Below are 12,574 nucleotides of genomic sequence, written 5' to 3'. Positions count from 1 at the left end.
CAGCGGCAGCCTATCCGCATACCGCGACCCGGACGAGTCTCTCTTCGCCCGGGTCGCTGCTTTTCCGGCGCGGCGTCTTTTCAGTTGGGCTCAGGGGCTGCAGTCGGACTCAGGGTGTCTTGCCACTGCTCGGAAGCGACAGTTCGCTGGCAATGCGCTCACCGACCGCCTCCCAAGCCTCGCCCAGGGTGCGTACCAGCGCCGGATAGCCATCGGCGTTGAGCGGCCGGGTGATGTTGAAGGGCGCCTGACGCACCACGCGATTGCCCTCGCGTAACTGCCACTCACCCGACACCACCGCCTGGCCATCGTAGCGGCCCTGGAAGCGATCCACCTCGACGCTGAGACGCGCGTCACCGCCGCTGCCGGCACCCAGTACCAGCGTCTGCGGCAGTGCCTGGGTCAGGGTCTGGCGCAGGTTACGCGTCAGCTGACTGCCCAGGCTATCGGCCCACAGGTTCTGATTGGCGCTGTTGAGCTCGATATCGCTCAACTGCATCACGATGCCCTCCTGATCCAGATAGCTCGAGATCGCCACCGGCTGTACCACCAGCGTCGGCACGCTGACGCCGGTCACCGGTGGCACGTCGCCGACCGCCGGCAAGGTATAGCGGCTGGGATTGCTGGGCGTGCCGGCACAGCCGGCCAGGGTGAACAGGCCGGCGACCAGCAGCAGGCCGAGGGCGCTGCGGCCTGGACGCAGTTTTCGTATCTGCGCCCGGCGCAGCATCTTGCGCGTCGATGTGGTGGACAGTGTCTCAGGAGACGGTCTCATGGCGCGGCCCTCGGCGTCGGATCGGCCTGAACCTCACGATCGAAGATCAGGGCATTGGGTTTTTCGCTCAGCGTACGCGCCACCGGTTGCAGGTCGCGCATCAGCTGCTCCAGTTGCTTGAGCGTATCGTTGAGCTGACGGTAGCCGGACGATCCGGAGGAGAAGCCGTTCAGCGTGTTCTGCAGCTCCTCTAGGGTGTCGTTGACGCTACCCGGCAGCTGCTGGGTGGCTGGGTCGGAGACGATCGCGTTGACCGACTCGGCGATCTGCTGAACCTGTTCGAGGGTCTTCTGCGACGTCTGCATGGTCTTGTCCAGACTCGACAGGATCGGTTCGACCTTGAGGTTGTTGAGCTTGTCGAGCAGGTTGGAGACCTTCTGTTCGATCTGCGCAAAGCCGCCGGAGACCGTCGGGAAGACCGGCTTGCCATCGAATGTCATGGGTTTGTAGGCGGGGGCATCATCGCTGAAGTTGAGGTCGACGAAGAGCGCACCGGTGAGCAGGTTGCCGGCCTTGAGCGTGGCGCGCAGGCCGAGCTCCTTGAACATCTTCTCGAAGCGCTGGCGCACCTCTTGATCGTCGATCTTCTTGTTGATGTCCTTGCCGCTCTCCAGCCGCTGCGGCTCGATCCGGATCAGCACCGGGATCGCGAACTGGCTCAGGGTGTCCGGCTGTGGCGCGGTGAAGTGCCAGGGTACCGAGACCACGGTGCCCACGCGCACGCCGCGATACTCCACCGGGGCGCCGCGGCTCAGACCGCGCACGGTGTCATCGACCAGCAGTACGTAGTCGACGTACTGATCGTAAGTGCCCTCGCGGGCGCTCTCTTCGCTGTTATAGAGCGTGTAAGTGGCGTTCTGCTTGGCCGGGTTGCCCTGGGTCACGTCCTCCGGCACACCGAAGGTGACCCCGCCGCTGATCAGGGTTTCGAACGAGTCCAGGTTGACGCTGACGCCTTCGGAGTTGAGCTGCACGTCGATGCCCGAGGCGCTCCAGAAGCGTGTGGTGTCGGTCACCAGCGAATCGTAGGGCGCCTGAATGAATAGGCGATGGCGCATCTCGCGCTTGTCGGGGTCGAAGTCGGTGCTCTCGACGCGACCCACGGTGTAGCCCTGATAGGTGACCGGATCGCCGGCGCTGAGCGAGTTGCCCACCTGGCTGACCAGATTGATACGCAGCCCCGGTGCGTCGGGCGGGGCGACCGGCGGCTGATCGAGCACCTCGAAATGGTCCTGATACTTGCCGCTCTTGCCCGGTGCCAGCTGAATGTAGGCCCCTGAGAGCACCGTGCCCAGCCCGCTGATACCCTCGCGGCCGATACGCGGCTTGACCACCCAGAACCGGGTGTCAGTGTTGAGCATGCGCCCGGCATCGCTGGACATGCGTGCGGTCACCACGGTGTGGGAGAGGTCGTCGGAGAGGCGCACGCTCTCGACGTGTCCGACCTCGACGTTACGCGTCTTGATCAGCGTCTTGCCGGCTTCGATGCCCTCGGCGTTCTCCATATCCAGCGTCACCAGCGGGCCGCGGCTGGAGAAATTGTCCCATACCATCCAGGCGCCGATCAGCGCCGCCAGCAACGGCACGATCCAGATCGGCGACAGGCGCGACTGGGACAAGCGCTTGGCGCGCTGCAGCGAATCAGACATCGTCGGCTTCCTTGACCGGAGAGTAGGGAGACTGGCGCTTGAGGGCTGCGGGCATATGCGGTTGCACATCGCGCGTGTCCCAGATCAGGCGCGCGTCGAAGGTGATCGCCGCCAGCATGGTGATGACCACCACCGCGGCGAAGGCGAGCGCCGCCGGCCCCGGGGTGATCGCCAGCAGCGAACCGGCATGCACCAGGGAGACCAGGATCGCCACCACGAACACGTCGATCATCGACCAGCGGCCGATGAACTCGGTGATGCGATAGAGCTTGAGCCGCTTGTGGCGGTAGCTTAGCTGGCCGCGTCTGCGCACCACGATGCACAGCCATGCCAGGGCCAGAATCTTGCCGATGGGCACCACCACGCTGGCGGTGAAGATGATCAGCGCGATCGGCCAATCGCCGTGGGCGAGGAAGATCATGACACCGCCGATGATGGTCGAGGGGGTCTCGCTGCCCAGCGAGGTGGTGTTCATGATCGGATAGAGATTGGCCGGAATGTAGAAGATCACCGCTGCCAGCAGCAGTGCCCAGGTACGCTGCAGGCTGTGCGCGTTGCGAAAGCGCAGCCGCTCGCCGCAGCGCGCGCAGCGCCCGCGTCCGAAGTGGCTCAGCCGATTGACCAGGCCGCAGGTGGGGCAGCCGGTCACGCCCTGCGCCGCCGCCGGCTCACCGAGCCGGCAATGCTCCGGCGCGGGTGGCTCGCCGGCGAGGGAAAACCACATCCAGTCGATGTCCAGCGAGCGCGAGGTCCACAGCAGCAGCAGGGCAAAGGCACAGAACGACCAGAAAGAGAGCCCCAGATCGACCGAGGCCATGCCCGCGATCTTGATCAGGCTGACCAGGGCGCCGATCACGAAGACATCCGCCATCATCCAGGGGGATAGTTGCACCAGGGCGCGCGCAATGCGCCGGCTACGGGGCAGCGGTCGACGGCGTAGCAGACCGATCTGCAGCCAGATCACGCTGAGCAGGTAGAACACCGGCAGCACCACGATGGTCAGCAGCACCAGAATGCCGACGAAGGGCTCGTGGAAGTCGACCAGGCTGATCGCGGTATCGGTCAACTGAATGGCGTTGCTGACACCGCGTGCCTCGAAGCGAATGAAGGGAAAGCTCAGCGCCGCGATGAGGGCGATCAGCGCGGTGATCGCCAGCGCCAGACTGCGCTGGGCCGGGCGCGCGTGGCGGTGACTCAAGGTGTGGCCGCAGCGAGGGCAACTGGCACGCTGGTGAGGACGTAACGGCGGTAATGCCACCAGCAGGTCGCACTCATGGCAGGCGCGCAGCCGCCGACGCCGCGTGGCAGAGCGCCACGGCGCGGTGTCCTGAGCGACGGGGTGGTCGATACGCAGAGAGGCCAATCAAGCTTCCTTCGAGTTGCGGTCGTGCCGAGTCGTCATGTTACCTGAATACATACATTCATGCATGTTTGCTGGCTTGTCGGTAAGCCAGTGTAAGCCACGGCAGTCCGCGACTCGTCGGGCGTGCGGCACGCTGGTTCCGTGTCACGCTCCGATACTATAGTAGGTCAAGGCGCGAGTGCCTTAGAAGAACAATCGCTTACGCGGCGTCTAGGAGGAGAGCGCGCACCGTCAAGTGCGCTCGAGTGATCGCTATAAGGAGAGGGATAGCCATGCTGGCTCTTGGGGCAATCATCATTGGGCTGTTACTACTCGTCTGGAGCGCCGACCGTTTCGTCGAAGGGGCCGCCTCCACGGCGGGGCATCTGGGGCTGCCACCACTCCTGATCGGTATGCTGGTGATCGGCTTCGGCACCTCGGCGCCGGAGTTGATGGTATCAGCACTGGCGGCGAGCCAGGGTAACCCCGGGTTGGCCCTGGGCAACGCGTACGGTTCCAATATCGCCAATATCGGCCTGATCGTTGGGCTGGTGGCGCTGATCAGTCCGCTGATGGTGAATTCGCAGGTCATCCGTCAGGAGCTGCCGCTGCTCGGCGTGGCGACCCTGGTCTCGCTCTGGTGTCTACACGACGGTGAGATCTCGCGCGGCGACGCCGCACTGATGCTCGGGCTGCTGGCACTCTACTTGATCTACAGCGTGGCGCGCGCGCGGCGCCAGGATGACGACACTCTGGCGGTCGATGTCGAGAGTCATGCCGCGGCGCACGCCATGAGCCTCAAGCGCGGCCTGTTCTGGACCCTCTTCGGGCTGGTGCTGCTGATCGCCAGCTCACGGCTGCTGGTGTGGGGGGCGGTGAGCATCGCCCAGGCGCTGGGGGTCAGTGACCTGGTCATCGGCCTCACCGTGGTAGCGATCGGTACCTCGCTGCCGGAACTTGCCTCATCGCTGGTGGCGGTGCGCAAAGGGGAACACGACTTGGTACTCGGCAACGTAGTCGGCTCCAACTTCTTCAATACACTGGCGGTGGTGGGCTTGGCCGGGATGATCCATCCGATCGCCGTCGACGCCGTGGTAGTGACTCGAGACTGGCCGGTGATGGCGGGGCTGACCCTGGCGCTGCTGGTCTTTGGCATCGGTCTGCGCGGTCGCCAGGGGCGTATCAATCGACTCGAAGGCGGTGCGCTGCTGGCCAGCTTCATCGCCTACACCACCTGGCTGGTCGCCACCGTACTGGTATGAGGTCAGTGGCGCTCTAGCCAGCAGGGGAGCGCCAAAGGCAAGCGTCAGGGCTTGGCATATTGTCGCACCCTCAAGCGGGTGGCGACCCCGCTGCGAGCGTGGTGGGCGTCGCCAGCCCGCGTGGTTGGCGGCTTATGGCAGATTTGCCTAATGTTTGATCAGGGCCTGCGGCAGGGCTGCGACATTGCGACATCGTGTTAGCGGCTGTCAGCGCTCGTATCATCATTGCCAAGACCTGCGAGGGTCGATCTCCGCCGACCTCGACGGCCGGTCACTATAGAGGGAGCGCGCTCGGCAAAGCGGATGGCCCATCCGTTCCACCGGCTTGCGACGCTCTCGCACATCCGAGGAGCCAGCCATGGCACTAGATCCCATCCTACTCTCACGATTGCAGTTCGCGTTCGTGGTCTCTTTCCACGCCATCTTCCCGGTGTTCACCATCGGTCTGGCCTCCTATGTCGCCGTGCTGCAGGGGCTCTACGTCGCCACCGGTAACGCAGTATGGGACCGACTGGGCTACTTCTGGACCAAGATCTTCGCCGTGGTGTTCGGTATCGGCGTGGTCTCGGGCATCGTCATGGCGTTCCAGTTCGGTACCAACTGGAGCAACTTCGTGCGCTTCGCGGCCAATATCATCGGGCCGCTGCTCAGCTATGAGGTGATCACGGCGTTCTTCCTCGAGGCGGGGTTCCTCGGCGTGCTGCTGTTCGGCCGCCACCGGGTGTCACCCTCGGTGCACTTCTTCGCCGCACTGATGGTGGCGGTGGGCACCTTCATCTCGGCGTTCTGGATTCTGGTCTCCAACAGCTGGATGCAGACCCCTCAGGGCTTCGAGATTCGTGAGGGCGTGGCCCACGTGACCTCTTGGATGGAGGCGATGTTCACTCCGTCGTTCCCGTATCGCTTCGCCCACATGGCGCTGGCGGCCTTCCTCACCGGCGGTTTCGTGGTGTGCGGTGTCAGCGCCTGGTTCCTGATCCGCGGGCGCGACGTCGAGGCCCATCGCCGGGCGCTGTCGATGACCCTGTGGCTGCTGCTGATCCTGGCGCCGCTGCAGGCCTTCGTCGGTGACGAGCACGGGCTCGATACGCTCGAGCACCAGCCGATGAAGGTGGCGGCGATGGAGGGCAACTGGGACACCCAGTCCAACGTGCCGCTGCTGCTGTTCGCGCTGCCGGATCGCGAGCTGCAGGCCAACCGCATGGAGATCGGCATTCCCAATGGCGCCAGCCTGATCCTGCGTCACGATCCCAACGGGGTGGTGCCGGGGCTCAAGGAGATTCCCGAGTCGCAGCAGCCGCCGGTGTGGATGGTGTTCTACAGCTTCCGGGTGATGGTGGCGATGGGGCTTTTGATGATCGCCTTCGCGCTGGCCGGGTTGTTCCTGCGCAAGGGCGGGCGCCTTTACACCTCGCGGTTCTATCTGCGCGGGCTGCAGTTCATGAGCCTGGCGCCGTTTCTGGCGGTGCTCTCGGGCTGGTTCGTCACCGAGATCGGGCGCTCGCCGTGGCTGGTCTACAACGTGCTCTCCTACAAGGATGCGGTGACGCCCTCGCTCTCCGGCTGGATGGTTTTGGTGACGCTGATCGGCTACATCACGGTCTATGCGGTGATCTTCGTCTCCGGGGTCTACTACCTGTTCAAGGTGATTCGCCAGGGGCTCGACGAGCTCGATCCGGACGAAGAGATTCACGATGCGGATCGCCCGGCGCGGCCGCTCTCCGCCACCCACGTGCCGTTCGACGGCCACACCTCGGCCTCCAGGAGCTAAGCGCATGCAAATGTTCGATCTCTCCCTGATCTGGGCGGTCATCATCGCCGTCGGCGTGATCATGTACGTGCTCATGGATGGCTTCGACCTGGGTCTGGGTATCCTCTTCCCGTTCGCGCCGGACGAAGATGCCCGCGATGTGATGATGAACTCGGTGGCGCCGGTATGGGACGGCAACGAGACCTGGCTGATCCTCGGCGGTGCCGGGCTGATCGGCGCCTTCCCGCTGGTCTACACCATTCTGCTGCCGGCGCTCTACCTGGGCGTGTTCCTGATGCTGGCGGGGCTGATCTTCCGCGGCGTGGCGTTCGAGTTCCGCTTCAAGTCGCACCGCTCCAAGCGCTACTGGAGTCTCTCCTTCGCCGGCGGCTCCTTCCTCGCGGCCTTTGCCCAGGGCTGCGTCGTCGGCGCCTATATCCAGGGCTTCGAGACTGCCAATGGGGTCTATGTCGGTGGTGCCCTCGACTGGCTGACGCCGTTCACCATTCTTACCGGCTTCGGTCTGGTGGTCGGCTATGCGCTGCTGGGGGCGACCTGGCTGGTGCTCAAGTCCGAAGGCCACGTGCGTGACTGGGCGCGGGCCCTGGTGCCCAAGCTGCTGCTGGGGGTACTCGCGGTGTTCGCCATCGTCAGCCTGTGGACGCCGTGGATCGATCAAGGAGTATTCGACCGCTGGTTCGACCACCTGCAGGTGATCTGGCTGCTGCCCGGCGGGGCGCTGCTGTGCGCGCTGGGTATCTTCCTGTGCAATCGTCACGGGCGTGAAGGCGCTGCCTTCCTGCTCACACTGGGGCTATTCGTGTGCACCTATCTGGGGCTGATCGTCAGCCGCTGGCCCTATGTCGTGCCGCCTAAGATCACCCTGTGGGATGCTGCCTCGGCGCCGGAGTCGCAGTTCTTCCTGCTGATCGGGATGCTCTTCGTGCTGCCGATCGTGCTGGTCTACACCGCCTGGTCCTACTGGGTATTCCGCGGCAAGGTGCGCGTCGGCGAGGGCTACCATTGAGCCGAGCGTCGCGTTCAGGTGCCAGCTCACGTCCGCGCAACCCGTCGCGGGCGTGGCTGGAAGCCCAGGCCACGGCCATTCGGCCGTGGCACCGGCGTGCGCTGGGCTGTGGTTTGCTTGCGGCCTTGGCCACGCTGGTTCAGTTGGGCGGGCTGGCCTGGATCGTGAACCAGGCGGTGATCGCCAAGCAGGGCATCGCCGAGCTGTGGCCGGCACTGCTGGTGGTGGGCCTGGCGCTGACGTTGCGCGCCGCCGCCCAGTGGGGGCAGGAGGTGAGCGGTCAAGCCTGCGGCTTGGCAGTGAAGCGCGCGGTGCGTGCGCAGCTGCTGGCCAAGCTCCACGCGCTCGGCCCTGTGCGCCTGGCCTCCCGGCACAGCGCCGGTCTCGCCAGCCAGCTGGTCGACCAGGTCGAGTCACTGGAGGGCTACTACGCGCGGTTTCGTCCTCAGGTGATGCTGGCGCTGGCGGTGCCGCTGCTCTATCTGGCGGTGGTGCTGTGGCTCAACTGGCTGGCCGCGGTCTGGTTACTGATCGCCGCACCTCTGATTCCGCTGTTCATGGCGCTGATCGGCATGGGCGCGCAGCGTTTGAACGAGGCGCAGTTTCGTGCCGTCACGCGGCTTTCCGGCCACTTCCTCGACCGCGTGCGCGGGATCACCACGCTGCAGCTGTTCGGCCTTGGTGAGCGCGCTACCGCCGAGGTAAGCGATGTCGCCCATGATTATCGACGGCGCAGCATGCGTACCCTGCGCGTGGCATTTCTCTCCTCGGCGGTGCTCGAGTTCTTCGCCGCGGTGTCGGTCGCGGTGGTGGCGATCTATATCGGCCTGGGCCTGCTGGGCTATATCGACTATGGCCCGGCCGGCGAGCTGGGCTTGTTCAGCGGCCTGTTCATCCTGCTGCTGGCGCCGGAGTTCTTTCAGCCGCTGCGTACGCTGTCGCAGCACTACCATGACCGTGCCTCGGCGCTGGGGGCAGCGGAAGGGCTGATGGCGCTGCTCGACGAGCCAGTGCCAGAGACGGACCCTGCAGCGGCGCCAACATCGAGCCGGACGATGACGGCAGCGGTGGAACTCGAGACCGTAGAGCTCAGCCATGTCGGCCGACAGCGGGTGCTGGGGCCGCTCTCGCTGCGCGTGGAAACCGGCGAGGTGGTGGCTCTGGTTGGTCCCTCCGGCAGTGGCAAGTCGAGCCTGCTGCAACTGATTGCCGGCTTCGTCGCCGCCGACCGCGGCCGCGTCGCGGTGGCCCCCGGTGCGGCGATCGCTTGGCTCGACCAGCGTCCGCTGATCATCCAGGGCACACTAGCCGAGAATCTGCGCCTGGTGGCGCCGGCGGCGAGCGATACGGCGCTGCACGAGGCGCTGGAGGAGGCCGGACTGGGCGCCTGGCTGCGCGCGACCGGATCTGGCCTGGAGACCCCATTGGGTGAGCGCGGCGTCGGGCTTTCAGGGGGGGAGGGGCAGCGTCTGGCGCTGGCGCGAATCTTCCTGTCGCCGGCGCGTCTGGTGCTGCTCGACGAGCCTACCACCGCCCTCGACCCGGAGACCGAACGCGCGGTCGTGGCCGCGCTCCAGCGGCTCGCCGCCAGCGGTCGCACACTGCTGGTGGCGACCCATCATCCGGCGCTCATGGCCATGGCCGATCGCGTGCTCGCCCTCGATGGCGGCCGCTTGATCACCGCACCCGGCACCCTGTGGCAGGAGGCCTCGAATTCATGAGTACGTTGGCAACGGGACTGACGCATCTCTACCGCAGCCTGCGCCCATGGCTCGGTGTGCTCGGTGCACGACGTGGTCGGCTGTGGCTCGGTGCCGCGTTGATGCTGGCCACACTGGTGAGCGCGCTGGGCCTTTTGTCGCTCTCTGGCTGGTTCATCACCGCCACCGCGGTGGCGGCGCTCTCCCTAACGGTGTTCTTCGATGTCTTCGCGCCGGGCAGCGGGGTGCGCGCCTTCGCCGTGGCACGTACCGCGAGCCGCTATCTCGAGCGGCTCTACAACCACGATACCGTTCTGCGCCTGCTGGCGGATCTGCGTGGTGGGGTGTTCGCAAGGCTGGTGCGGCTGGACGCGCGCACGCTCTCCCGCGCCCGCGCCGCGCAGTGGCTCAATCGTCTCACCGCGGACATCGACACCCTCGACAACCTCTATCTGCGCCTGCTGGCACCGCCGCTGGTGGCGCTGGCGGCGATTCTCGGTTTCGCCCTGTTCGCCATGCTGTTCCTGCCCGTGGCGGGTTGGCTGCTGCTGGGGCTGTTGGTGCCCTTGTGGCTGGTGCTGACGGTGGGCTGCGCGGTGTGGGGTTGGCGTGCCAGTCATCGCCGGGTGGATCGCCAGGAGGCGCTGCGGGTACGTGCGGTGGAGCAGGTGGAAGGGCTGGCCGAACTCACCGCCTATGGTGCCCTGGAAACGCATCTGGGCCATTGGCGGGCCGAGGAGCAGGGCCTGCTCGACGATCAGCGCCAACTGGGCAAGCGCACCGCTGCAGCCAATGCGCTGACCACGCTGGTGATTCAGCTTGCCGCCGTGGGTGTGCTCGCACTCGGCCTGGGGGCGCTGTCGAGCGCTGCGCTGAGTGGCGCACAGATGGTGATGCTGACCCTGGGCACGCTGGCCGTGGCGGAGGGCCTCGGCGGCCTGCCGATGGCCTTCACCCAGCTCGGCGCGACCCAGCGCGCGGCGGAGCGTCTCAATGCCCAGACCGCGCTGACGCCCGAGCAGGAGGGCGCGAGTCTGCAGGGCGGTGGTGCCGCACCGAGTCTGGTCTATCGCGATATCGGGTTGCGCCAGGGCGGGCGCTGGGTTCTGCGCGGGGTCGACCTGGTCCTGGCACCGGGGCAGCAGGTTGGGGTGATCGGCGCCTCCGGCAGCGGCAAGTCGACCCTGGCGCAGCTGGCGGTGCGCGCCTTCGATCCCGATATCGGCGAACTGCGCTTCGATGATCATGGGGTCGCCGGATTGTCGCCGGATTCGCTGCGTGCGCGCATCGGCTACCTCACCCAGCGCAGCGAGCTGTTCCACGACACGCTGGCGGCAAATCTGCGCATGGGCGACCCCACCGCCAGCGACGCCCAGCTGTGGACGGTGCTGGAAAAGGTGGCTCTGCGTGAGTGGGCCGAGGCGCTGCCGCAGGGGCTAGAGACCTGGGTCGGCGAGCAGGGTCGTCAGCTCTCCGGTGGCCAAGCGCGTCGGGTGGCGCTGGCGCGGGTGATGCTGCGCAACTCGCCGCTGGTGATTCTCGACGAGCCGCTGAGCGGGCTGGATGCGGCAACCGCGGAGGTGGTGAGAACGGCGCTGTCGCACTGGCTGGCCGGGCGCACCGCACTGCTGCTGGCGCATGAACCGGCCGCGCTACCGCCCTGCGATAGCTGCTGGCGACTGGTACCCGGCGCTCAGGGGGCCGCGTTGCAGCCGATGTCTTGAAAGTGCCGAGTAGTCTCAGTGTCTCAATGGAAACGTCGATATTTCATATGGAATATCGACGTTTTTCGCATATCCCTTCTGTCAGCCCTGGCGTACGCTGCTCCTCAGGCGCTGTCTTCATGCGCCATTCTCTCCTTTCGACATAGCGCCAGGAGGCGTGTGCCATGTCCGGTTTCCAGTGGGACGATCCGCTACTCTTCGACCAGCAGCTCGACGATGAAGAGCGCCAGATCCAGCAGGTGGCGCGGGACTACTGCCAGACACGGTTGCAGCCCAGGGTGCTGGAAGCATTCGAGTCGGAGCGCTTCGAGCGCGAGATTCTCTCCGAGATGGGCGAGCTGGGGCTGCTCGGCGCGACCGTGAGTGAAACCTACGGCGGCGCCGGGGCCAGCCACGTGGCCTACGGCCTGATCGCGCGCGAAGTGGAAAGGGTCGATTCCGGCTACCGCTCGGCCATGAGTGTACAGTCGTCGCTGGTGATGTATCCGATCGAGGCCTACGGCAGCGAGGCGCAGAAGCAGCGCTGGCTGCCGGGGCTGGCGCGCGGCGAGCTGGTCGGCTGCTTCGGGCTTACCGAGCCCAACGCCGGCTCCGACCCCGGCAGCATGCAGACCCGGGCGCGCAAGGTCGACGGCGGCTACCGGCTCAGCGGCCAGAAGATGTGGATCACGAATAGCCCGATCGCCGATGTGGCGGTGGTGTGGGCCAAATCCGATGCCCACGAGGGGCGCATCAAAGGCTTTCTGGTCGAGCGCGGCGCGCCGGGTTTCTCCACGCCTACCATCCAGGCCAAGGCCTCGCTGCGGGCGTCGGTCACCGGCGAGATCGTGCTCGACGACGTCTTCGTCGAAGAGGAGGCGCTGCTGCCCGGTGCCGCTGGCCTGAGCGGGCCCTTCGGCTGTCTCAACAAGGCGCGCTTCGGTATCGCCTGGGGCACGCTGGGCGCCGCCGAGTTCTGCTGGCACGCGGCGCGTCAATACACCCTGGACCGCCAGCAGTTCGGCCGCCCGCTGGCGGCCAACCAGTTGATCCAGCTCAAACTGGCCGACATGCAGACCGAAATCGCCCTGGGGCTGCAGACGTGTCTACGTGTCGCGCAGCTGCTCGATGCCGGTAAGGCGACGCCGGAGATGATCTCGCTGATCAAGCGCAACCACAGCGGCAAGGCGCTGAACATTGCGCGCGCCGCCCGCGACATGCACGGCGGCAACGGTATCTCGCTGGAGTTCGGGGTGATCCGGCACATGCTCAACCTGGAGACGGTCAACACCTACGAAGGCACCCACGATATCCATGCGCTGATCCTGGGGCGTGCCCAGACCGGCATTCAGGCGTTCGGGTGAGG

9 protein-coding genes are annotated in these 12,574 nt (G+C 66.0%); 6 read left to right on the top strand and 3 right to left on the bottom strand.

Features of this window, described 5'->3' with window-relative positions:
• Window positions 1–109 precede the first annotated feature (109 nt).
• From ABV408_RS10445 to ABV408_RS10435, 3 genes are read right to left on the bottom strand one after another with little or no spacing between them, the layout of a single operon-like run.
• Window positions 110–775: an ABC-type transport auxiliary lipoprotein family protein gene (locus ABV408_RS10445; RefSeq protein WP_353978913.1), complete on the bottom strand. Its 666-nt coding sequence runs from the start codon at window positions 773–775 to the stop codon at window positions 110–112.
• A complete protein-coding gene (gene pqiB / locus ABV408_RS10440) occupies window positions 772–2,424 on the bottom strand; it encodes an intermembrane transport protein PqiB (protein ID WP_353978912.1) in 1,653 nt (550 codons plus the stop codon). The genes ABV408_RS10445 and pqiB overlap by 4 nt, the downstream gene beginning before the upstream one ends.
• Window positions 2,417–3,778 carry a paraquat-inducible protein A gene (locus tag ABV408_RS10435; RefSeq protein WP_353982228.1) on the bottom strand — a complete coding sequence of 454 codons (1,362 nt, stop codon included), beginning with the start codon at window positions 3,776–3,778 and terminating at the stop codon, window positions 2,417–2,419. Before ABV408_RS10435 ends, pqiB begins: the two co-directional genes overlap by 8 nt.
• A 281-nt stretch (window positions 3,779–4,059) precedes the next feature.
• Here ABV408_RS10435 and ABV408_RS10430 point away from each other — a divergent pair, with 281 nt between their 5' ends.
• The 6 genes from ABV408_RS10430 to ABV408_RS10405 all read left to right on the top strand — a co-directional run bounded on the left by ABV408_RS10430 (window position 4,060) and on the right by ABV408_RS10405 (window position 12,572).
• Window positions 4,060–5,028: a calcium/sodium antiporter gene (locus ABV408_RS10430; RefSeq protein WP_353978911.1), complete on the top strand. Its 969-nt coding sequence runs from the start codon at window positions 4,060–4,062 to the stop codon at window positions 5,026–5,028.
• Window positions 5,029–5,386: 358 nt separating this feature from the next.
• Window positions 5,387–6,799, top strand: a complete 1,413-nt coding sequence (locus ABV408_RS10425) for a cytochrome ubiquinol oxidase subunit I (RefSeq protein WP_353978910.1) — start codon at window positions 5,387–5,389, stop codon at window positions 6,797–6,799.
• A gap of 4 nt (window positions 6,800–6,803) precedes the next feature.
• Complete coding sequence (cydB, locus tag ABV408_RS10420; protein ID WP_353978909.1) at window positions 6,804–7,805, top strand: cytochrome d ubiquinol oxidase subunit II; 1,002 nt, start codon at window positions 6,804–6,806, stop codon at window positions 7,803–7,805.
• A complete protein-coding gene (cydD, locus tag ABV408_RS10415) occupies window positions 7,802–9,526 on the top strand; it encodes a thiol reductant ABC exporter subunit CydD (RefSeq protein ID WP_353978908.1) in 1,725 nt (574 codons plus the stop codon). The genes cydB and cydD overlap by 4 nt, the downstream gene beginning before the upstream one ends.
• The gene (gene cydC, locus ABV408_RS10410; RefSeq protein ID WP_353978907.1) at window positions 9,523–11,229 is read left to right on the top strand and encodes a thiol reductant ABC exporter subunit CydC; all 1,707 of its coding nucleotides are present in this window, start codon (window positions 9,523–9,525) and stop codon (window positions 11,227–11,229) included. Before cydD ends, cydC begins: the two co-directional genes overlap by 4 nt.
• A 164-nt stretch (window positions 11,230–11,393) precedes the next feature.
• Window positions 11,394–12,572, top strand: a complete 1,179-nt coding sequence (locus ABV408_RS10405; protein ID WP_353978906.1) for an acyl-CoA dehydrogenase — start codon at window positions 11,394–11,396, stop codon at window positions 12,570–12,572.
• Window positions 12,573–12,574 lie beyond the last annotated feature (2 nt).

The organism is Salinicola endophyticus, from assembly GCF_040536835.1.
Taxonomy (GTDB): Bacteria; Pseudomonadota; Gammaproteobacteria; order Pseudomonadales; family Halomonadaceae; genus Salinicola; species Salinicola endophyticus_A.
This window is presented reverse-complemented; position numbering and strand designations above follow the sequence as displayed.